This window comes from Proteus vulgaris (assembly GCF_011045815.1).
GTDB classification, from domain to species: Bacteria; Pseudomonadota; Gammaproteobacteria; order Enterobacterales; family Enterobacteriaceae; genus Proteus; species Proteus vulgaris_B.
This window is the reverse complement of record NZ_CP047344.1, coordinates 1172221-1194846: the sequence shown is the minus strand read 5'-3', so window position 1 is coordinate 1194846 and position 22626 is coordinate 1172221. Positions and strand designations below refer to the sequence as shown.

General features: G+C 33.2%; 17 protein-coding genes, 2 tRNA genes and 2 pseudogenes. 6 read left to right on the top strand and 15 right to left on the bottom strand.

The annotated features are described in order from the left end of the window. Window positions 1-9: 9 nt before the first annotated feature. Window positions 10-780, bottom strand: a complete 771-nt coding sequence (modA, locus tag GTH24_RS05505; protein ID WP_072070568.1) for a molybdate ABC transporter substrate-binding protein — start codon at window positions 778-780, stop codon at window positions 10-12. A gap of 389 nt (window positions 781-1169) precedes the next feature. Next, on the bottom strand, window positions 1170-1313 hold the full coding sequence (locus GTH24_RS05500; RefSeq protein WP_071788544.1) for an AcrZ family multidrug efflux pump-associated protein: 144 nt from the start codon (window positions 1311-1313) through the stop codon (window positions 1170-1172). 159 nt (window positions 1314-1472) lie between these two features. Here GTH24_RS05500 and modE point away from each other — a divergent pair, with 159 nt between their 5' ends. Continuing rightward, on the top strand, window positions 1473-2264 hold the full coding sequence (gene modE / locus GTH24_RS05495; RefSeq protein WP_164526041.1) for a molybdenum-dependent transcriptional regulator: 792 nt from the start codon (window positions 1473-1475) through the stop codon (window positions 2262-2264). 132 nt (window positions 2265-2396) lie between these two features. On the opposite strand, the gene GTH24_RS05490 is transcribed toward modE, so the two are convergent. The 8 genes and pseudogenes from GTH24_RS05490 to GTH24_RS05455 all read right to left on the bottom strand — a co-directional run bounded on the left by GTH24_RS05490 (window position 2397) and on the right by GTH24_RS05455 (window position 13623). Next, window positions 2397-3662, bottom strand: a complete 1266-nt coding sequence (locus GTH24_RS05490) for a hypothetical protein (RefSeq protein ID WP_164526906.1) — start codon at window positions 3660-3662, stop codon at window positions 2397-2399. A 273-nt stretch (window positions 3663-3935) separates the two neighbouring features. Then, window positions 3936-4076 (bottom strand): annotated as a pseudogene (locus tag GTH24_RS22105) (contact-dependent growth inhibition system immunity protein); the annotation flags it as partial. A 6-nt stretch (window positions 4077-4082) separates the two neighbouring features. Then, window positions 4083-4460, bottom strand: a complete 378-nt coding sequence (gene cdiI, locus GTH24_RS05485) for a ribonuclease toxin immunity protein CdiI (RefSeq protein ID WP_072070571.1) — start codon at window positions 4458-4460, stop codon at window positions 4083-4085. A 443-nt stretch (window positions 4461-4903) separates the two neighbouring features. Further along, window positions 4904-5077 carry a hypothetical protein gene (locus GTH24_RS05475; RefSeq protein WP_164526040.1) on the bottom strand — a complete coding sequence of 58 codons (174 nt, stop codon included), beginning with the start codon at window positions 5075-5077 and terminating at the stop codon, window positions 4904-4906. 69 nt (window positions 5078-5146) lie between these two features. After that, window positions 5147-5652, bottom strand: a pseudogene (locus tag GTH24_RS05470) (contact-dependent growth inhibition system immunity protein). Between the two features lie 591 nt (window positions 5653-6243). Continuing rightward, on the bottom strand, window positions 6244-6750 hold the full coding sequence (locus GTH24_RS05465) for a contact-dependent growth inhibition system immunity protein (RefSeq protein WP_164526039.1): 507 nt from the start codon (window positions 6748-6750) through the stop codon (window positions 6244-6246). Then, on the bottom strand, window positions 6750-12062 hold the full coding sequence (locus GTH24_RS05460; RefSeq protein ID WP_241254034.1) for a DUF637 domain-containing protein: 5313 nt from the start codon (window positions 12060-12062) through the stop codon (window positions 6750-6752). Before GTH24_RS05460 ends, GTH24_RS05465 begins: the two co-directional genes overlap by 1 nt. 16 nt (window positions 12063-12078) lie before the next feature. Then, window positions 12079-13623: a ShlB/FhaC/HecB family hemolysin secretion/activation protein gene (locus GTH24_RS05455; protein WP_164526038.1), complete on the bottom strand. Its 1545-nt coding sequence runs from the start codon at window positions 13621-13623 to the stop codon at window positions 12079-12081. A 181-nt stretch (window positions 13624-13804) separates the two neighbouring features. Here GTH24_RS05455 and modF point away from each other — a divergent pair, with 181 nt between their 5' ends. The 3 genes from modF (at window position 13805) to GTH24_RS05440 (ending at window position 17585) form a co-directional block, all read left to right on the top strand. Then, a complete protein-coding gene (gene modF / locus GTH24_RS05450; protein ID WP_164526037.1) occupies window positions 13805-15271 on the top strand; it encodes a molybdate ABC transporter ATP-binding protein ModF in 1467 nt (488 codons plus the stop codon). A 389-nt stretch (window positions 15272-15660) separates the two neighbouring features. Continuing rightward, a complete protein-coding gene (gpmA, locus tag GTH24_RS05445; RefSeq protein ID WP_036938379.1) occupies window positions 15661-16413 on the top strand; it encodes a 2,3-diphosphoglycerate-dependent phosphoglycerate mutase in 753 nt (250 codons plus the stop codon). Window positions 16414-16679: 266 nt separating this feature from the next. Beyond that, window positions 16680-17585, top strand: coding sequence for a hypothetical protein (locus tag GTH24_RS05440; protein WP_072070582.1), 906 nt, complete (start codon window positions 16680-16682; stop codon window positions 17583-17585). A 4-nt stretch (window positions 17586-17589) separates the two neighbouring features. Here the strand turns inward: GTH24_RS05440 and GTH24_RS05435 are convergent, their stop codons facing one another. Further along, window positions 17590-18057, bottom strand: coding sequence for an Hcp family type VI secretion system effector (locus tag GTH24_RS05435; protein ID WP_072070599.1), 468 nt, complete (start codon window positions 18055-18057; stop codon window positions 17590-17592). 88 nt (window positions 18058-18145) lie between these two features. Between GTH24_RS05435 and GTH24_RS05430 the strand changes: the two genes are divergently transcribed. After that, window positions 18146-18952 carry a tetratricopeptide repeat protein gene (locus GTH24_RS05430; protein ID WP_072070583.1) on the top strand — a complete coding sequence of 269 codons (807 nt, stop codon included), beginning with the start codon at window positions 18146-18148 and terminating at the stop codon, window positions 18950-18952. Between the two features lie 78 nt (window positions 18953-19030). Here GTH24_RS05430 and aroG read toward each other — a convergent pair whose 3' ends face one another. Continuing rightward, window positions 19031-20083: a 3-deoxy-7-phosphoheptulonate synthase AroG gene (gene aroG / locus GTH24_RS05425; RefSeq protein ID WP_072070584.1), complete on the bottom strand. Its 1053-nt coding sequence runs from the start codon at window positions 20081-20083 to the stop codon at window positions 19031-19033. A gap of 245 nt (window positions 20084-20328) precedes the next feature. Continuing rightward, a complete protein-coding gene (pnuC, locus tag GTH24_RS05420) occupies window positions 20329-21057 on the bottom strand; it encodes a nicotinamide riboside transporter PnuC (RefSeq protein WP_082151838.1) in 729 nt (242 codons plus the stop codon). Window positions 21058-21308: 251 nt separating this feature from the next. Here pnuC and GTH24_RS05415 point away from each other — a divergent pair, with 251 nt between their 5' ends. Then, window positions 21309-22193, top strand: a complete 885-nt coding sequence (locus GTH24_RS05415; protein ID WP_164526036.1) for an aminoglycoside 6-adenylyltransferase — start codon at window positions 21309-21311, stop codon at window positions 22191-22193. A gap of 172 nt (window positions 22194-22365) precedes the next feature. On the opposite strand, the gene GTH24_RS05410 is transcribed toward GTH24_RS05415, so the two are convergent. Further along, a tRNA-Lys gene (locus GTH24_RS05410) sits at window positions 22366-22441 on the bottom strand. A 31-nt stretch (window positions 22442-22472) separates the two neighbouring features. Beyond that, window positions 22473-22548: transfer RNA gene (locus GTH24_RS05405), tRNA-Lys, on the bottom strand. Window positions 22549-22626: the final 78 nt, after the last annotated feature.

The following is a 22626-nucleotide window of genomic DNA, read 5'->3' as shown; positions in this document are numbered from 1 at the left end:
GTATAATTCCTACAGTGGGCTAAAGCCGTATTTCTTAAAGATTTCTGCGGCTTGAGGTGTTTTCAGATAGTCATAAAAATCACGAACTGCTTTATTGTCCTGACCTTTTACAACTGCCATTGGATACTCAACAGGTTTGTGGCTATCAGCTGGGAATACGCCGACCACTTTCACCTTATCACTCGCAACCGCATCAGAACCGTATACGATACCTAATGGTGCTTCATCACGTTCCACCAACGCCATACCGCTACGTACGTTATTAGTTCGAGCCATTTCTGGGCTTACTGTGTCCCATGCACCTAAATATTCTAATGATTCTTTCGCATAGATACCAACAGGCACATGATCCGGATCGCCAACTGCTAGTTTTCCGCCATTAAGTAAGGATTTCCATTTGGTTTCCTTATTAATAACAACGTCATTTAATTGACTATCTTTAGGGGCAATAAGCACTAAATCATTACCTAATAGTGTATGACGTGAATCTGCAACCATTAAATTCTTATCGATTGCGTAGTCCATCCACTGCTGGTCTGCTGAAATAAACAGATTTGCAGGTGCTCCTTGTTCAATTTGACGAGCTAGCGTTGAAGAAGATGCATAAGACGCAACAACTTCAGCTTGTTTCTCTTGCTTATATTGTGCCGAAATTTCATTAAGAGCATTGGTAAGAGAAGCGGCAGCAAATACCGTTACTTTTTCCGATGCAAAACTTTGGCTTACTAAAGCAAAAGAGATAACTGCGCCAGCAAGTAGCTTGCCTGATAATTTTTTCATGTTCTAATTCCACTTAAATTAAAGGATGACACGCTGTATATATCAAGATACAGCGTAAATTGAAAGGATTAGATGCTAGAAACTGGTTATATATCAATAAATATAACCATTAAAAAGAAACAAAAAATGGAGATAGAGATAGAGAAATCTACATACTCTAAATAATTCAAGTTACAGCTAGGCGACAAGTGAATGAGTCGCTAGGAGCATACATAAGTATGTGACTAGTGCGAATGAGCGTAGTCAACAACGCTGTGGCTTGAAGTATGACGAGTATCAGTGCGAAAGAGTGAAGTCAACAACGGCTGTGGCTTGAAGTATGACGAGTATCGTGAGTAAAAAAATAGCCCTTCAAGATAAAGGGCTATTCTAAATCAGGGAGGGAGAAATTATGATTTTTTGTCTGCTTTTGGCTGACTTGGTGAAATCAAGTTAAACACTTCACCTAAACCATAAATAATGCCCATAATCAGTACCATTACAACAGGTACCATCAAGAGAGCAAACCCTAAACTTTTCAACAATTCAAGCATGATAACCTCTTTATCATGGTATATTCGGAAAGCCAGAGTTGGCATTTCTTCACGAATGACGAATAATAACGCTATAGATGTATATATTCTAGAGAATTATCGCTTTGTGTCGGCACAAAAAATGCGATAAACACACAAAAAAAGAAGAAGCCTATCATTATGCAAGCAGAAATATTATTAACTCTTAAACTTCAAGATAAGCTCTTTGCCGATCCTCGTCGCGTAGCATTGTTAAAACAGATCAAGGCGACGGGTTCAATTAGCCAAGGGGCAAAAATGGCGGGCATTAGTTATAAAAGTGCTTGGGATGCCATTAATGAAATGAATCAACTCGCAGACGAGCTTCTTGTTGATAGAGCAACAGGCGGTAAAGGTGGCGGAGGTGCAACTCTCACTCATTATTGCGAGCGCTTACTACAACTTTACGATCTGTTAGGTCAAATCCAGCAAAAAGCCTTTGATGTATTGAAAGATGATTCACTCCCTCTGGATAGCCTTTTAGCGGCTATTTCTCGTTTTTCATTACAAACCAGTGCCAGAAACCAGTTTTTCGGCACCATTATTGAGCGTGATAACCTTCAAGTTCAACAACATGTTAATGTTCAACTTGCTGATAAAAAGACCATTATTCGTGCAGCACTAACTGAAAAAAGCGCCGATCGCTTAGGCCTGAAAAAAGGCAAAGAAGTACTGATCTTAATTAAAGCGCCATGGGTCAATATTGAAAAAGGCTCATCTTTAACACAACAATATGATAATGCTCTTTCAGGCACGTTGACTCAAATTGAAACGGGCAGTGAAAACAGCGAATTAGTGGTGACATTAGAAGGCGGACAAGAAGTCTGTGCCACCTGTTCTAATCAGCATGTTAAAGAGCAAAAACTGCATATTAATGACAGCGTAACCGCTTTATTTAATGCTGATCAGGTGATTGTCGCAACACTGTGTTAATCATTAATATGATTGTTTTTAAATAAAAAATAAAACCATCACTTAGTTATTATTTTAGAAATAATATTAAGTGATGGTTTTTAATTGGAAATAATATTTACATAAATCAAATTTATTCTAATAAACTTCTGATTAACGTATTACATTAATATTTTCCAGTTTTACTGAGCTTTCTAGTCTATCACCTACTTGCATGGTAACTGGAACAAAAACGTTAAAATCTTGCAACCAAGCTTGTTTGCTACTGATTTTCTGTTGTCCTTCATGAGTTTCATCACACTGAACTAACAGATATTTTCCACTAAACTCAGATGCTATACTACCTGCATCTCCTTCGCTTAACACATTACAACGTATTGATGAAGTTATTACTTCTTTTTTAGAATCAATACTTTCCCACTGTGCTTGATATTGTTGGCCAACGACTAATGGAAATTGCAGATCTGTCTGCAACTTACGGAGTAGTGAAATATCGTGACTGATAGACATAACAAACTTTAATTGTAATTGATTAGCCAACATTAAACGTTGTACTGTCCAGATACCATAATCTTCTAGATTACGTATATAACCATCCGATTGGGCATCCAACTGTACATTGACCTTACCGTATTCGCTTACTATGGTATAACGGATCTGTTTAAAGCGAGGAAGTGCCCATGGTTTTATCAATGATTGAGTTTGATTATTAATTCCTGTAGAAAGTGGATATTTATTAAGCCATTGCGGATTATTATTACTTAAATTGGGCATTGTTGGCCCCATCAATGTTGATACAGGCTTATTAATAGCAGGTACAAAGTGTCCCTCAGCAGTGAACGTTTTTCCTTCTGGTAACTGACATAATTGATTGAAAAGTTGTCTCATTTGAAGATCTATTTTGAAACTATTTTTACGACGAATAATATCATCAGTGATCAGCGAATCAGTAATGTACCCCTCACGATCTAGGTTCATTGCAACTACAGCGTCGCCCTGATGAGTTTTACAATTATATAAATAGTGCTCAATCTTTAGCTCAAGAGGTGCATCATAAGGTGGTTCCCAGATGGTTTCTGCAAAATCATATCCTGTGCGCACTGATAAGATGTCACCAATATGCTGAATACTATTAGTATCAACAAGGTTAGTCATACCACCGATAGACGTGTCAGGTAACCTTTCCCATCGCGATTCTTTTATTGGAAATTGACAAACCATGCGGATATCTTCTGTTGTCATCAGCTTATTGTCTTGAGCTGGTGCATAACGAAGATAATTATTACCGTAATAGCGAGCTTTGGTTAGCCCTTCTTCATTCAATACATCCTTATATAAAAGCTGAGCTTTGTTCTGCTTACAATCAACAGAATGCCAATGCTGAACCGTTTCTCCATTATTATCCGTTAATGACACCATATAATTCACACGATCATGGATCCTAATTATAGATAATGGATTAATTTTACTATTTATCAATGAAGGCTTATTCGTTGCATAGACAAAAGAAAATAACAAATAAGGTAGAAATAAAAATAAAATAATAAAAAAACGTAAGCTATACATATATATTCCTTTACTGATTGATTGTTTTTTATAGTTAATATGGTAGAAAATCACTATATATTGTTAATACTAATTAGTTCTATTTATTAGAATAATTATTTAGTAGTATCAGTAGAAATAAAGTATTTAAACTTTACGACTAATACAACGTGTAAAAGCTTCTTTTATTGAGGCACCTAAAACCTCGTCACTGCAATTGCTTTTTAATGTAATAATTACACTCTCGGGTATTCCCTCTCCTACCCAATGATCCATACGTAAATGGTTTTTCATTTATAAACTAAGGTGATTTAATCTATTTTTTGATAGCAATATTTTAATTTTTATCTTATCTTCAGGATGCATTAACAAATACTTTTCACAAGATAATCTAATAAATTGATAACAAGTATCTTCGCTTACAATAACAATATCTTTATCTGTTAGAGGATATCCTACTCCAAACTTAACACCTAAAAAATGCTCAGATACATCAGGGCTATTCATATCTGGGAAAAAGCAATATATTCCATCGAGGACAAAAGATTCTTTTTGAACAATATTAGAAACAGCATCTAAAAAACAACCATCATTATATATAAGATCAAAATAACTTTTTATAGTCCAATTAGGCTCACTCTTTTCATAGGGTAATTCAAATAAATATTTCATCAATAACGCTCCTACTTAGGATGGAAATTAGTAACCATCTTCGTTTCTTTATCTAAATATACTCTGAAAGTTATGCCTTCTGATATTGCATTATAGGATTGCAATTCTTTATCTAACGCATTCTTATATCCATTAGCTGCTGCTTTTTGACCTAATTCAAGTATTTTTTGGTCAGAAAAAATATTGGGATCATAAATTGTTTTTTTAAAAGGTTGAGCGCCATTACCTTTATAATGAGTTATTTCTACGGTTTGGGGTGCAGTTCAGCTTTCGCAGGTATTTTATATTCAATATACGTTATCCCTCACACATTTGTTGGGATCTTTTTTATAATTTTCAAATTGTTATTCTTTACAACATTATAGAATACATTAGCGTTATGACCACCTGAAATTCCCATTTTCTGAGTAAATTTATCTACTGTAGCTAGATGTTTTGGTAATTCAATTTGGAAACTTATTCCATTGTCCATCATATAATTGCTCTGTTACATTAATACGATATAAACGTTCAATTTTCTTTATCTCATCATCAGAATACCCCTTTATTTTATGAATATTGATAGGAAGCTCTGGATAGACAGAATGTAAATGATTTATTAATTGATTATTACTCATAGATAAATTCATATAATAAAAAATCACCTTACACATAATTAGCATAAGGTGGTTTTATTTAGTATCCATTTAAACTCTACGACTAATACAACGCGTAAAAGCTTCTTTTATTGAGGCACCTAAAACCTCATCACTACAATTAGTTTTTAATGTAATAATTGCACTATCGGGTATTCCCTCACCTACCCAATGATCCATACGTAAATGGTTTAGAGGCTTAATAATAATTTCATTACCTATAAAGCTTAAACCACATAAGTTCATATTTTCAAATAGAGCTGTTTTATTTTTATAACTATATTCTTTAATTATTTTTTCACCCACTCTGAATAAGATTTTTTATTATTATATATCTCATTAAATTCTTGTGAGTTACTTTCTATTTTTCTACTATTAATTAAAGAAATTTTTGAATAATGACCTAACTTATCATCAGTGATATTCTTAGATAAAACGTTATATCCATTTTTTAAATCCATAAAGTGGATATAGCATCCCGAGATAGTTACTATAATATAGTAATCATAATTAAAGTAAATATCCGCATATAAATTATAGCCCTTCAATATAATCATTAACTACTCCTCAATTACAGTAATATTAAACCTAATATTCTTTGAAGATGCATTTTTAATTGAATAGCTAATTATTTTCCATTGATTAATTCCTGTCATTCAGTAGTTTATAATCATCTTTACTTCCCTTTTTATAAACAACTTAGATAATTATCGTTAAATAAAAAACCATCACCTAATTGTCATATTAAGCAACAGTTTTTGGATTAAATAATTTTCTCATTAAAATTTAGTAACTAAAATTATTTTGAGTACATACGAGTAAAATAATCATTAATCTTATTATTATCGAGTAATCTATCTTTAGTAAAATCAATATTATCAGAGACTACAACATATTTTCTTAAATCTTCAGGAATATCTTCAATCGAGGCATAAATACTAGGGACAATAAAACGAAAATAATCACCAATTTTATTTTCTCCTTCATACCCTACTGGGCGGTACTCATATGATTCATTAAAAACTCAAAAAAGAAAAATTCCTATCAATTAAATTAAAAATCAAATTAAAAACATTTAATTATTTATTACCTAATAATTCACATATATATTATATTTCAATTATACAAAAATACTCACTTTCATTAAGTTAAAATCTCTTCGTAGTACACCGACTAAATGCAAGCCGAATACCCAAACCTATCTTATCAGATGAGCTATCTAGCGATAAAATAACCTTATGGGATGCCCCTATTCCTTCCCATCCTTCAAGACTTGAATGGTGAGAAGGTGAAATTAATATTTTGTTATTAGAAAGATAAACAGAACAATTTAGCATATTAGCTAAAAGTTGACGTTTTGAGCGATAGTTATATTTATACTGTAATAATTCTAGCCATGAATCCCAGTTTTTTTTTATATTTTCCTTTTTAAAGAGTTTGTCATATTCCTCATCTTTGAGCTGAGTTCGACTATTCTCTAAAACTTTAATTAAACTTTCGCCAAGCTCCTTATTTGAACATGTTAAAGAAAGTATAATTGATGAAAAATTAGGATCGAGTGTCATTAGCCCATAGCCAGATTCCGTATTTAAGCAAAAAAATTTATCTGTCATTACTATCAAAGCACAATACTCATTATCGTTAATAAACGTCATCATTTTACCTGCGTTATTTTTACTTCAATATTCATACTTTCTCCATAAGCTACCGCACGATTAATTTCAATCCATTGGGCCTTTGTTGTCGATTGTGGTACAGCAAGCCAAATTTCTCGTTTTGCTATCATTTCTGAATGTAAATTAACTCCTGACAATCTATAACCTTCAAATTTTGCAGCATCATCTATATTACCTTTAATTGTATTATAAATTTGTTTTGGTCGATTAAGTTTACTCATCGTTTGAGTATCTAGGCTTTTTGCACTTATTGCTACTTTATCTTTAGCAATATAAAAATCAAATGTTTTAAAATTTTTTGGCAATCTAGTGTGTACAGGTAAGCTTTTCGCAATAGAGTTTTCCCATGACATTCCTTGTGTATTTATATTTCCTCCCCCAGAAGACCATTTCATACCAATTTCAGAAGCAGAAATTGTTTTACTTGCTGAATTTCTACCAAAATATCTAATAGCAAAATCGCTTAATTCTTTAACTAAAAAACCAGCACTAACAAGAAAAAACTGGTTATCTGGCTCTGAGATCCACGATGAAAACTTTAACCAAGAAGGAGTGTTTACATCTATTTTATCTAAATCTTGCGAATTCCAATATTGAACATATTGTTTAGCTATCTCAGTTTGCATTGTATCAGCACCAAGATAGCTAGCCCAATATGGTCTTTTAGTTAATTCAAGTGCATTTTCAATTCTTTTTTTCTTGATCTCTATAACTGCTAACGGATTAGTATTTAATTCAACATCTAGTTTTAAACTATTTTCATTGCTAAAAACTGTATATTTGTCGATTATCTTTGATAGGCATTCAGCATTAGACCCACATTTATGTATTTCTCGATCGAAATCCATCGAAATATCATGAAATAAATGGTTGAAACGGAATATATTCTCAGCTGAACTAGCACCACTATATACACCACCTGGCTCACCAGTAAAAACACCACCGGCAATACCACCAAATAATCTAACAAATTGCGCTTGTGATTCTGATTTTCTCTGCCATTCCTCAGCCTTAATAGTGTTATCACCCAATGAAATAGCCGCAATTTCAGCAGCTAAGCTACCAATAACTGCACCATTAATATTTCCTCCACTAATTTGGGCAGATAAACCAGATAATGTTGCATGACTTAAAACCTTTCCTGCATGACCTAATACAGCGCCATTATTACCAATTAAATTGGCGCCTTCTGCATGGAATTGACTGCCAATATTGCTTAATAGCGCGGTTTTAAAATTATCAATAAAACTGCCGCCTTGAATGGCAGTACCGAGGGTTGAACTGACGACTGAATGCGAGGCAACACGCTGGGCAACTTGATTCCATGTGGCGTTATCAGTAAGCAATAACTTGCCTGTTGAGGGTAAGGTTCCTCCTTGGATTGCCTGATCCCAACCCATAAATTGGTCAAGACCTTGCAATGCCCCTGCAACCACCATACTGGTAACAACAGACTTGACAGTGTCACTACGACCGAGTGACTCCAAAGTTTTAGAAATATTGCCTTTGTTCTCAGCTAAAGACACCGCAGCTTGCGATACTAAAGAGGCAAAACCTGCTTGTGCTGCAACCGATGCTGTTGAAGCCACACTGGCTGATGCACCTGCCGCAATAGTTGCTTTACTTGCCATTCCACCAATGGTTGCCGCCGTTGCAGTACCGTAAGTTGCAACCCCTACCGCGATAGCAATAACCGCACCAACAACAGGATTTAATTGCTGAGTTTTATCATCCCAATTGGAATAAGTGTCTTTCACTAAATTCCAATTAACGTTCTTATGGTGTTGAAGATCACTCAACCAAGCATATTCTGGCGTGTTACTTAAAACGGTTAATGCTTTTTCTAGTGATTGTTCTTTCTGGGCTTTAATATCCGCAGATATGCCTTTGGGGGCATCAATAGTAAGCTTTCCGCCAATATAGAGCTCAGGTAATACCCATATTCCTTTGGTGTATCCCTGATCACGCTGAGTAATATAAATATCTTTTGAATTAGTAATAACTTGTTTAAATGCCGTATTTTTTACTGCTTTAAAATTAATTTTTCCTGTTTTGCTGGTTAATTTTGCATTCTTCGCTGTTTCTAGTTTGCTTGCTTCTAAGGTAATATCATCTTTAGCAAATAAGTTAATATCGCTATTTGCAATAAATTCGGTAACTTTATTATTGGTATTATAAAATGTTTTCGTATATTTCTTTTTAGTAATACATAAAGTCCACCAATTACATTTTTTCTTTTCCTCTTCATAATAACTTGATTCTTCCATCGCTTGTGCATAAAGAAATCCACCTTTAGCAGCGATATCTATCTCTTTATTTGCCGTTAATTTTGATGCCTGAAATAAAATACTGCCTTCAGATAATAGTGTTAGATTATTGCCACTATTAATTTCAGTGCTAACTTGTTTGCGAAGCTCTTCCAACTCAGAACCCGACTCTTTACGAAAATGTGTTCTTACTGATCCTAATTGAATATTGCCACCACTGGATATCGTAATGTCACCCTCTGATTTAAGTGAACTTCCTTCTGTGATTAATGTGCCTGATGACGCAATAGAAATACCTTTATTTCCCGTAATAGCGGTTGTGGCATACTGAATATCTTGTGCATCTTCGTGGGGATCTTTTATAGCAGAATAAGCGTTTGCACCCAGTTTTATATTTCTACCCGCTAATACAATTGCTTTATCTTTTGAATTTAATATGGTTGAACTTAAATCAATATCACGCGCGGCATTTAAAATAAGATTATTATCTGAAAATAACTTAGATTGTAATTGAGGATAATGAATATCACTAAAGAAAGGATCAGCTTCTTTTATTGATTTTGAGGCAAGGAAAATATCTTGTCCTGCATTAAAGATTATGGCTTTATCACTATGATATTTTATTCCTTGACTAATAATATCTTTACCGGAAGTAAAAGTTATATTATTACCACTTTCCCAAACTCCCATATTAATTAAAAAACCTGGAATATATCTACTATCTTTAATAAAAGGCACTAAATCAAGAAGAAAAGACTCATCACGATTTATTTTAATATCTTCTAGCGCAGATAAATTTATTTCATTAGATTTATTAATTATTACATTTGAAATATAAATGTTTTTTCCAGAATGAAAATCTATTTTTTCAGAGATATCAATATATGGTGATTTAATACCTTTTAGAGTATAAAAAGCAGTGGGATTAAATAAATGACTAATATCTCCTTTTTTAGTTGTAGTAGAAAAATATTTTGCTGCTACATCTATATTCTCAAAATTTATAGCATCAGTCGCTGTCAAACTTATATTTTCATCAGCTAACAACTCTGAATTAGTTATATTTATATTTTTATCAGCAATAATAGATAAGGAATCCTTCGCTGTTAAGTTTAAAGAAATATTCACATTATTAGCATTTAATAATATATTTTTAGCTAATATAGTATTTTCAAAATCTGATAATCCCCTGAATTTTTTTATTTCTTTTTCTGAAAATGGAAGTTTACGTTCTAAATCTATACTATTTTTAAAATCTAAAACTAAATTGTTACCTGCTTTTATTAAATAGTCGGAAACGTCATTTACAGCAAATTCATAATGACTACCCGTTTTCACAAAAGGTACAAAACGACTTCCCTTATTAAACCTAGAGTCATCAAGATTATATTTAATTATATCATCACGATAATAAAACTGAGCATTATCATGAGAATATACATCCCATTTATTAAGATATCCAGAACGATAATAATATGTTTTTGCATTACTTCCTGTTGCAATTAAATTATTACTTGCAACAATTCTAGATTGGTTATTAATAAACTCATTAGATTGTATATATAAATTATTCCCTGAAGAAATAACACTTGGAACATATTGATCACTTTTTTTAAAAAATGAACGTTCTACATTAACTCCTCCATTATTTTTTAAATCTAAAATATCAAACCATTTTTTATGAGAAAAATCTTTTAATTCAGGGAGTAAAATAACTAAAAGAAAATAACCCGTAGGACTTTTAGATGGAGGAAGGAGATGATTACCGATACTCATAGAGATTTTAGAATCAGGCTCTTGTTTTATCTCTTTAAATAAAGGTGTAATAGATTCATTAACCAACTTCTTGGTTCTAATAATCAAATCACCCTTTTCTGTTTTTATCGTGGCGGATTGATTTTCAATTAAACTACTAGGATAACCCTGTGCATTTTTTTGTATCCATAAGTTATCTTTTGCTTGAACAAGTGCCTTTTCACCTTTATTAGTGAGTTTATCTGCAAATAAACGCATATCTTTTTCTGAGATAATTTCACTATGATTAGCTAGCGCATGAGTTGCTAAAGTTATATCCCTTTTTGCTTTTAACTTTGCATTATTATTAATTTGTAGTTCTTTACTACTAACATTAATATCTTGTTCAGATTGAATATTGCCATTAAAGGTAATTTTTCCATCAACCGTTAAATTCACACTGTTTTGATTTGTATGAATATCACTTAAATTAACACCAACACCCTTTTCTGTGCTGACTAGTCGTATTTGATTGGCATACATTCCTCCCAGCGCTTTAGTATCAATCGAGATTGTTGGCTTTATGTCTTCTCCAGTAAGGCTGTTTACCGTTCCTTTTTCAAAATCAATACGGTTATTGCCTTGCATTAAAGAAAGAGTTTTAGCGTTAATTTTTCCATTTAACTCAATACTGCGGCTAATAATGTCGGCATAATTCTGAGCTTGGAGATCTATACCTTGCGTGCCAATAACAACAGCGCCTTTTTTCACTTCTATTGCTGAATAAGCACCTTGAGAGCTAAATTGAGGTTTTCCTGTCGTAAGCATAATTGCTGGGGTATTAATAAACGAACAGCCATCACAAGTGATACCATTTGGATTGGCAATAACAACTTTCGCTTGTTCACCTGCAACTTCTAATTTACCTAATAACTGTGAATGTCCATTTCCTACTACTTCATTAATAATTAAATGCGCTGAATTACCTTTTAAATGGGTATTAGCATTCACTTGTTTGGCTAATTGAGTATTAACAGGCGTTGTTGCATTATTAAGTACAGCACCTTGCTTTCCGACATTAAAAGAGTGAAATTGATTATGAGAAACACCAGTATCATTAGGTGTTGCAATATTAATAATAGGAACGGTATTTTGCTGACTTATTTTTATTGTTTTATCAATTGGAGTAATTGCAGAACTCCAAGCGGGATGTAATGGATAAATAGCTGTTAGATAAATGATGCTATAGCTAATTAAACGCTGTTTTTGAGAAATATCCTTTTCGTGCATAAAAAAACTCCAAGTTTTAAATCGCCAAAGAAATAGACAAAAATAAAGACCAGTGATCGGGTTTTAATGATGAAGGGTAAAATAAAGGTTTATTAATTAATATTTGTGAAGAGAATGTTGAGCGACAAAAAGAAGCTCCTATAGCACTTCCTAATAAAGATTGCTGTTTTGTTTCATATTTATCTGAATTTATAACGCCATAATCAATCGCAGCAATAAATTTCCATTGACCTAAAAAAGACATTATCCCAGAGGTGTTAATTTCATTACGCCAATAAAACCCTCGATTTGCACTTAAACTTTCTTTTTTAAATCCTCGAATAGAATTCAATCCACCTATTGCGATCCGTTCTATGCTATAAAGATTATCTGGCGTATATTGCCCATAGAATGATGTAACATAGGAAAATTTATTAATAAATATATGTTGATAGCTTAAGTTTAGGCTTAGTTTTCGATAATGGCTACGAGGTGAGTTTTCAGAAAGATAATCAGGTGTTGTACCAAAAAGAGAAATCCCGAGCTCGGCAATTGGATTAATGATTAAATATCCATTATGTATACTTAAATTATATTCAGGACTAAATGACAAAGAAGTTAATGTAGGACTCGTTATTAATAGTTTTTGTTGTGCTAATTGTGTCCTTGCTTTTTTATGTTTCAGGGAACTCTTTAATATTATTCGTTGCTTATTATCACGATAGACTAAACGACTAATATCAAAGTGTTGATCGCTATTTTTGTTTTTATACCGATATTGAGCATTATGGTTTTGAAAAGGATAAGAGGATTGGCTATGCGATACTTGATACTGATAAAACCAATAACCATAAGGAATATTCATACTTGCAGTATAAGCACGAGAATAGTGAGTGCGAGTGAAATCAGTATTTGTTTTTAGTGAAAAAATCCATTGTTCACCCAAGCCAAATAAAGAATCTATGGTTGTAGTATTCGCTAATAGAATTTTACCTGTTGTTTTGGTACCTGAGTTATCAACGGTTAGTTGATTTTTAAATGGAGTTTTTTTATTGTTTTGAACAACAAAAATAGAAGAATATTCCACACTATCGCTTGGTTTTATATCCAATGTATATTGTGATGTTGTTAATCGATTAAGTTGCTCAAGCCCATGCTCTAAATCGCGTAAATTAAGTATTTTTTCTTTGTACGATGGAAAGATAATATTAACTAATCGAGAAGAAGCATTATTAATAAAAATATCTTTTATTTTCCCCTCTATCACTTTAACTGTGAATTTATTATTAGAGAAGTCTTGATGAGAAATAAATGCCTGTGAAGTGACATAACCTTTTTTAATATATTCATTTGTTATAACATTAGCGACACTCTGTATATCATTTTCAGTTAAACATCGATGTAAATATTTTAATATTAATTGATTTTGTTTTTTACTACTTAATAAACTCGTATCTTCTATTTTTATTTCATTAATTATAAAACAATTATTTTTATTAACATGAGAAAAACTCATCTTACTTACTAATATTAATAAAAAAAACAATAATAATTTAATCTTTTTATCTTTAAATTTATGCATATAAAAATCATCCTTGAATTATTTTTTATATCATTGCATAAACTATCTAGCTCAATGGTTATCATTTTTTAAAAGACCTTTAATTTTTAAATTAAGAATAATTCAACAGATATTGACAATTTTTGGTTAACCCGATATTGGTAAGTACCCTACTTGCTCAAAAAAGTGACGGATAAGAATAATGAAATACTTGCAACTCAAAAAAACACAATTTCGCTTAAGCGACAAACTCTGTTTACAAATTGATAATTTAGCCATAAATGAAGGTGAAAGTTGGGCATTTGTAGGCAATAATGGAAGTGGCAAAACGGCATTAGCCAATGCATTATGCCAAGAAGGTATTTTGCTCTCTGGTGAGTTTATCAATACATTTTCTCGTCCAATTAGTCTCTCTTTTGAAAAACTACAAAAAATGATTGAAGAAGAGTGGCGTCGTAATAACACAGATTTATTAAGTGAAGGTGAAGAAGACACTGGCTTAACCGTAGCTCAAGTTATTCAAATGCAGGTAAAAGATGATGACAGATGCTTTTTATTAGCCAAGCAATTTGGTGTTGAATATCTTTTATCAAGACGGTTTAAATATCTATCTACTGGTGAATCTCGAAAAATATTGCTTATTCAACTGTTAATGAATAAACCTGATTTACTTATTTTAGATGAGCCTTTTGATGGCTTAGATGTTGATTCTCGTCGCGCTTTAAATGAGCTATTAGCTCTATTACATCAACAAAATCTTACTATTATACTGATTTTAAATCGTTTTAATGATATTCCTGATTTTATTCAGTATGCAGGTCTACTAATTAATTGCGAATTAGTCGCCAACGGTAAAAAAGAACAGATTTTATCTGACTCGGTAATAGGGCAATTATCTCACAGTGAAACGCTGGAAAATCTCACATTACCGGAACAAGATCTACCAGATGCAATCCCACAATTACCGCCAACACTTTCCCCTATTGTGCTAAAAAATGGCGTAGTGAGCTATAACGACAAACCTGTTCTTCACCATTTAAGCTGGGAGGTAAAACCTCAACAACATTGGCAAATTTTAGGTCCTAATGGTGCGGGAAAATCGACATTATTGAGTTTAATTACAGGCGATCATCCTCAAGGTTATAGCAATGATTTAACTTTATTTGGTCGTAAAAGAGGAAGTGGTGAAACAATATGGGAAATTAAACGCCATATTGGTTATGTCAGTAATGCCCTGCATCAAAGTTATCGCGTTTCTTCAACAGTAAAGAATGTCATTATTTCAGGTTTTCATGACTCTATTGGTATTTATCAAGCTATTACAGATAAACAGCTTAAACTTGCGGATGAATGGTTAGCGTTGATTGGTTTAACCGCACATGCTAACCATCCATTTCATGCCTTATCTTGGGGACAGCAACGCTTAGTATTAATTGTTAGAGCATTAGTTAAGCACCCGACTTTGCTTATTCTTGATGAGCCACTACAAGGCTTAGATACAACCAATAGGCTCTTAGTACAGCGTTTTATTGATATCATGATAAGCCACAGTAATACGCAACTTTTATTTGTGAGCCATCATCAAGAAGATGCGCCATCGTGTATTACTCATCGATTGACATTTATTAAAGAAGGCGAAATTTATCGTTACCAGCAAGAAATTTGTTAAATATGGATTTTTACTGTCATAATCAGGGCAATGATTTTAGAAATAAACGGTAAACTAGACGCTGATTTTTTTATTTATGACGGCACTTTCTGGCTTATTTTTAACCAAAATCAAGCTAAAAAGAAGCCGTTTTTACGAGCATTAAATTTGCCTATTTTTTATACAAAACGGATATTTTGTTTTTTTACGCCGATCCCGCTAGATTAATAGCTTGAACGATTAAGCAAAAGGTGTGACAACTGTGCAATAATTCATCGAACAAACGATATTTTTGACTTAATCCCCCTTGTTTTGTCACTTATGTTTGGCGTTCTTGTCGATGATCCATATAATGATTGAAGTGCTAATTTTAAACTTATATTAAGAAAGTAATTATAGGAGTCTAAACTATGGCAGTAACTAAGCTTGTGCTAGTTCGACACGGTGAAAGTGTATGGAACAAAGAAAACCGTTTTACAGGCTGGACTGACGTTGAGCTGTCCGAAAAAGGCCGTAATGAAGCGCAAGAAGCAGGTAAACTGCTGAAAGCTGAAGGTTTCGTTTTTGACTATGCATATACTTCTGTTCTGAAACGCGCAATTCACACCCTGTGGAACATTCTTGATCAAGTTGATCAACAATGGCTGCCAGTTGAAAAATGCTGGAAATTAAACGAACGTCATTACGGTGCTCTACAAGGCTTAAACAAAGCTGAAACTGCTGAAAAATACGGTGACGAGCAAGTTAAACAATGGCGCCGTGGTTTTGCTATCACTCCACCAGAATTAACTAAAGACGATGAACGTTTCCCTGGTAAAGATCCTCGTTATGCATCTTTAACTGCGGCAGAACTGCCATTAACAGAAAGCCTTGCATTAACTATCGACCGTGTAACACCATACTGGGAAGAAGTTATCAAACCACGTGTTGCTTCTGGTGAGAAAGTCATTATTGCAGCTCACGGTAACTCACTGCGTGCTCTAGTAAAATACCTAGACAACATGAGCGAAGACGAAATTCTTGAGCTGAATATCCCAACAGCTGTACCTTTAGTTTACGAATTTGATGAAAACATGAAACCAATCAAACGTTACTACTTAGGTAATGCTGACGAAATCGCAGCAAAAGCAGCCGCTGTTGCTAACCAAGGTAAAGCAAAATAATTTTACCTTAAATCTATTTATTTAGGTTTATATGATAAATACCGCTAAAATAATAGCGGTATTTTTTTATTAAATTTCCAAACTCCAATTTTTTTACATTACTATTTATTTTCTATAAAAAATAGAATATCTAACTCAATAGTTTAAATTAATCAAAATTAAACCATCACTTACAGTTATTAAATATTTAATATATTGTCACTATGAGATCTAAAGTGATTTAATTATTTATAAATTTAAAATGCTTATTAAAATAGGGATATTTTATGCCTGAGTGCAATTACAATTCTTATGGAGCTTGGTGGTATTGTTCACCTGAAGGAAGAATTTTAGAACTTCACGAACAACCTTTTTATACAGAACGGCAAGCACTATCTCGCTCAATTAGAAAAGGGTACGAAAATCTAAAAAATAAATCATTAGAAGAGATGGTTGAGGCTATTTCAGGTCAAGCTGTATCTGGAACCCTGAGTCTAATTGAAACAACAGCACTAGGTTTAGATAGATTATCCGATCTTTATCTTTATCACCATTTATTACGAGCACCAGCCTCAAAAAATCCCATTTTTGATAGAGATGTCGAAGCGATACATCTTTTAGTTTATGCTAAAAATCCTTCTGAAATTGTAAAAATTGTAGGAACTATTATTGGTGAATATATTTATGAAAATTTAGATGTTCAGCAAAAAAATCAGTTAGAAAAAATGTTATTTGCAACAAATGAGTTTAATAACCTTGATGTAGGTGAATCCTTTATAAATGAATACACTTACTATGGTATTTTTAATGAAATTCCATCTTTAGCTGAAAACACTGTAGTAAGAAAATTACTATTATCCATAATAATTTATCTAATTACCAAAAATGCAATTTTAAGATTAAAATTATTTAAATCAAAATCGAGTTTAAAAAATAAAAAGAAATTATCAAAAGGGTGGGTAGATATTACACTTGTTCTAGTGAGTTCCTATGGTTTTATAGAAAAATTAGATAGCGCATCAAAACGATTACGCGCTCTTAGTCCAGAGTTATACTATAGGCTAGATAACAAGCAGCTATCTCTGACTTATCTTTTTTTTGAAGAAGATATTAGCCCTATTTTAAATATAATAGAAAATAAAAACTCGCATGATACATACGAGTTTTTACAAGCATTTAGTAAACTCAAATAGATAATTAATCGGCGATACTATATCCGGATGTTCCTGCAATATGGTGGCTACAAGTTATATCTCTATATTGCACAAGAACAGATTCTTCTGGTTGGGAACTATTGCTATTTATACTGTGTGGATAACGAGTCGAGTAATCAACAATAGAAGCCTGATTTAAGACAATAGTATAATATTTTTCATTTTTACCGTGCTGTGATGTTCTATAGAAATCAAATGTTAATTTCAGAACTTCATTATTAGAAATAGCAACTAATAACAAGGGTGATGATTTATCAATATTCTTAATAAACTCTATTGGATGGTGTGATACATTTTGGTTTCTGGTTATCGTGCTACTGTATTCAATAATAATAATTTCATCTTCCTTACCTTCTTGGCATTTATTTCCAATAGAGTCAAGGGTTCCACACCCTCTTGAAATTAAGCCTTGTTGATTTCCTTCAATCGTTAAATAAATTAAATTTCCCATTTTATTTTTTAATCCTTTAATTATAATAACATTAAGCGTACTACTATAATAAAACATTAAAGTTCAAATAAAAAATAGGGACATTAATATGAAATTAAAAATAGCTACTATTCTATTTATTATCATTATGTTTGCAATAATGTTTGTTTTATTTCCATTTAAGGAAGATAAAATAAACAATCACTCCCTCTCTTTATTTGAACAAAGTCTGTCACATTATCAACTCTATCTAGGTGATATTTATTTTTCTCGAAATAATAAAAATAAAGCACGTAAATTTTATTTATTATCAGCTTACAATGATAATGCTGAAGCTCAAGCAAAAATAGGTTTCTTTTATATGAAAGGAGATCTATTTTTTCCTAAAGATTATGAGATAGCAATGCAATGGTTATTAAAATCAGCAGACAAAAATAATCCCCGAGCACAAACATATATTGCCTATATCTATAGCAAAGGACTTGGTGTTGAAAAAGATATCAAAATATCTGCGAGCTGGTATTTAAAATCTTCAGCTCAGGGATTTGGCATGGCTCAAAATAATCTTGGTATTCTATACTTTGAAGGAAATGGTGTCACCCAAGATTATCAACAAGCAATGGAGTGGTATTTAAAAGCAGCTAGTAACGGATACATTAAAGCAAACAATAATATTGCTTATTCATATCAACGTGGCTTAGGTGTTGAGCAGGATTATCAAAAAGCTATGGCTTTTTATTTAAAAGCGGCTGAAGTTAATGATCCCTCAGCTATTTATAACATTGGTTATTTATATGAAAAAGGGCTAGGTGTTGTTGCTGACAAAGAAAAGGCAAGCGAATGGTATCAAAAGTCATATGAGCTTGGATTTAAACCCGCCAAATTTAGACTTGATCTACTGAAGATACATGACTAACTTATTGTCTTTTTTTTATAAAAAATACCGTTGATTAATATCAACGGTATTACAGTTTGTGCACTAAAATAATATCAGTTAACCGCGACGAGCGACAACCGCATCAGCCAGTTGGCGTAACAGTGTTTCAGTATCATCCCACCCAATACAGGCATCAGTGATACTTTTGCCATAGACTAAAGGTTCGCCGCTTTCTAATGATTGGCTACCTTCCACTAAATGGCTTTCAATCATCACGCCAATTAATGCTTTTTCACCTGAGCTAATTTGTTGGCAAATATCAGCGCCCACTTCCATTTGTTTCTCAAATTTCTTGCAACTATTAGCATGACTGAAATCAACCATGACGTTTTGTGGCAAACCGGCTTTTTTAAGCCCTTCTTTTACCGCTGCAACATGTTCAGCGCTGTAATTTGGCTCTTTACCACCACGTAAAATAATGTGGCAATCACCATTACCTGCTGTGCGTACAATGGCTGAATGACCCCATTTAGTGACAGAAAGAAAGCAGTGTGGCGATCCCGCAGCATTGATTGCATCAATAGCAACTTTAATTGTTCCATCTGTACCATTTTTAAAACCAACAGGACAAGATAGACCCGATGAAAGCTCTCTATGCACTTGTGATTCTGTAGTACGAGCGCCAATTGCGCCCCAACTCATCAAATCAGCAACATATTGAGGTGTTATCATATCTAAGAACTCGCCAGCCGTTGGCAAGCCACTATCATTAATCGTTAATAAAAGATTACGAGCAATGCGCAAACCTTCATTAATATCAAAAGTATGATCCATATGAGGATCGTTAATTAAACCTTTCCAACCAACAGTCGTGCGCGGTTTTTCAAAATAAACACGCATTACAATTTCAAGTTTGTCTTTAAGCTCTTCCCGAATAAGACTTAAACGTTGTGCATACTCCATCGCAGCTTTCGGATCATGAATAGAACAAGGCCCAATTACCACTAATAGACGATCATCTTTTCCTGCTAGGATTTGATGAATAGCTTCACGGGCATGACGAACTGTAAAAGCCGCATTATCAGTCGCTGGAAATTTTTCCAATAAAGCGACGGGCGGTAAGAGTTCATTGATTTGTGTTATTTTAAGGTCATCATTCTGATAATTCATTCCCGTGTATCCACTCTTTTATGTTATCTAGTCAATGTTATTATTGCTTTCCCAATCTAACCATTCGTTTTCTATCTGTAAACACCCTTTCACCTCAAAGCATCTATGGTTATTTTTCTAAAAAATTGTCAAAGATGGAAATAGCGCATTTAAGCAAAATAATGATTCAAAATTGCGTTAAAGATAAGAATAAAAACAATGAATAGTAAGGCTGGAGAGAAAGATAACTCTACCAGCCTTTTTTATTAGGAGAGGTAATTATTTCTGCTAGAGCGTTTTGCTGTTTTGATCCACAAACGAGAACCATTAATAGCGATAGCCAGTAAGATGATGTATTCAACAGACATGGCATAAACACCTTGCTTATAAAATATAACGACACTAATCACGTTGATCACAGACCAAACTAGCCAGTTTTCAACTAATTTCCGCGTCATTAAAATCATTGCCACAATCGACAGAACGGTCATTGTAGAATCCCAGAATGGGTAAGCATCAGGTTCAAGCACTGGTGTAGCTAAATTTGCGCCAAAGATATTTAATATTTCAACAGCAACAACGGCTAAATAACCAAATACAGTATCAATATTAAAGGTCAAAGCGACAATAGCAGCGATTGAAATAATAATTAAAAAGAGCCGGTGGCTCGGTTTTAACCAACGAATTCTTAGTTCAGCTTGCTCGAAATCATTTACTCTGCTCCATGCATACCATCCATAAATATTGGCCGCAAAGAAGAAAATTTGAAGCAATAAACTCGCATATAACTGAATTTGAAAAAAGATAATGGCAAATAAAGTAACGTTAATCAGTCCAAATAAGTAATTAATTATTTTTTCCTGACTTGCAAGCCATATGCACAAGAGACCAGCTATGGTACCTACAGCTTCAATCCACGAAAGTGGGTAGCCACCTTGTCCCAGTGGAATGTTGACTAAAATATTATTGATACTAAACCAACTCATGACATCCATTTTACAACCCCGACTTAATCATAGAAAAAAACAAAGAAAATATGGGTTATTGCGACATCTTTGCAAAGTAGTAAAGATATATTATAAATTCATATTTATAATGGTACTTAGTTTTTAATACTAAACATTATATTGTTGAGTTATAAAAATAACAAAAAAATGTTTTATATACTAAACAAATTATTCTGATTTACGCTTTAAACAATAAAAACGAAAAATAACTTTATACCATTTAATTATTAGAGAGAAATATGGAGCCAACAACACGTTTAATCGATCGCATGCTCTCTTTTGCATTGCTTGATCCTAGAATAGAGACAGTAATACTAACAGGATCATTAGGTCGCAATAAAAAGATAGACAGTTATTCTGATATTGATATAGAACTTATCGGTTATGGTGCGACAGAACTCGCAAAAAACCAATCTTGGTTGTCACAATTTGGTGATGCACTTGTCAGCTTACAATTGGAATGTGAAGATCCTAAAGGTAAATTTTCGCCCATTTATTTACATGTTTTAGCGCAAGGCAGAAAAATGGATATCATGATGGCAGAGCCTGAGCGTATTTTTAATATGAAAACTGAAGGACTTAGCCCAGTTTATCAACGTGGGTATCAAATCTTACTGGATAAAACGGGTTTATGCGTTGGGCTTCCTGAAATTAGCGTTATAACGCCTCTTACGCTCTCAAAAGAGCAAGCTGATAACAATGCTCAAGAATTCTGGTTTGAAGCCACACAAGTCGCTATAGCCATTCTACGCCATGAATTTTGGTTTGCGAATTATCGCATGAATGATATGCGAGAATGGCTAATAACATTACTTGAGCAAGTTGCACTACAAACATCAACACAAGATGTATGGTATCAGGGAAAAAATCTCAAAGAGTGGTTACCTAAGTTTTATTCATTGCGCTCACTAGAAAGCACACTCGCAATGAGTACACCTTATGAATCAGCCGCGTCACTTTCTATTATGATGGCGTTTTTTATTGATGCATCAAAGCGACTCAATCACCCTCTTAATACAGCGACAAAAACACAAGAGCTTGTTAGCAATTGGCTAATTGACAATGAATTTTTGACTGAAAATGAATACACCCAGATTACGTCATCAATTATTTGCCATTACTGATTCAAAGTGATTTTTAATTAAAGCGAGGTGGTTTTTTCAATTTTGAGAAAACTATCTTAGTTACTCAATTCAGCGATTAGATAGTGTTATCAGAAGATAGCTGAAGAGACACTAAATGATAATGTAGTTAGTTATTAGAATGATGGTAAGTAATCAAGGAGGGGGTTTGAAATGGTGGGTCGTGGGCGATTCGAACGCCCGACCAATTGATTAAAAGTCAACTGCTCTACCGACTGAGCTAACGACCCATTTCAATAAAAACGGATTGGTATTCGAAAATGGTGGGTCGTGGGCGATTCGAACGCCCGACCAATTGATTAAAAGTCAACTGCTCTACCGACTGAGCTAACGACCCTTTTTCGAATCCGCCACATTCTCTGTGGCAACGGCGGGTAATAATACTGATTTAATGTTTTTGTGCAATGTTTTTTTT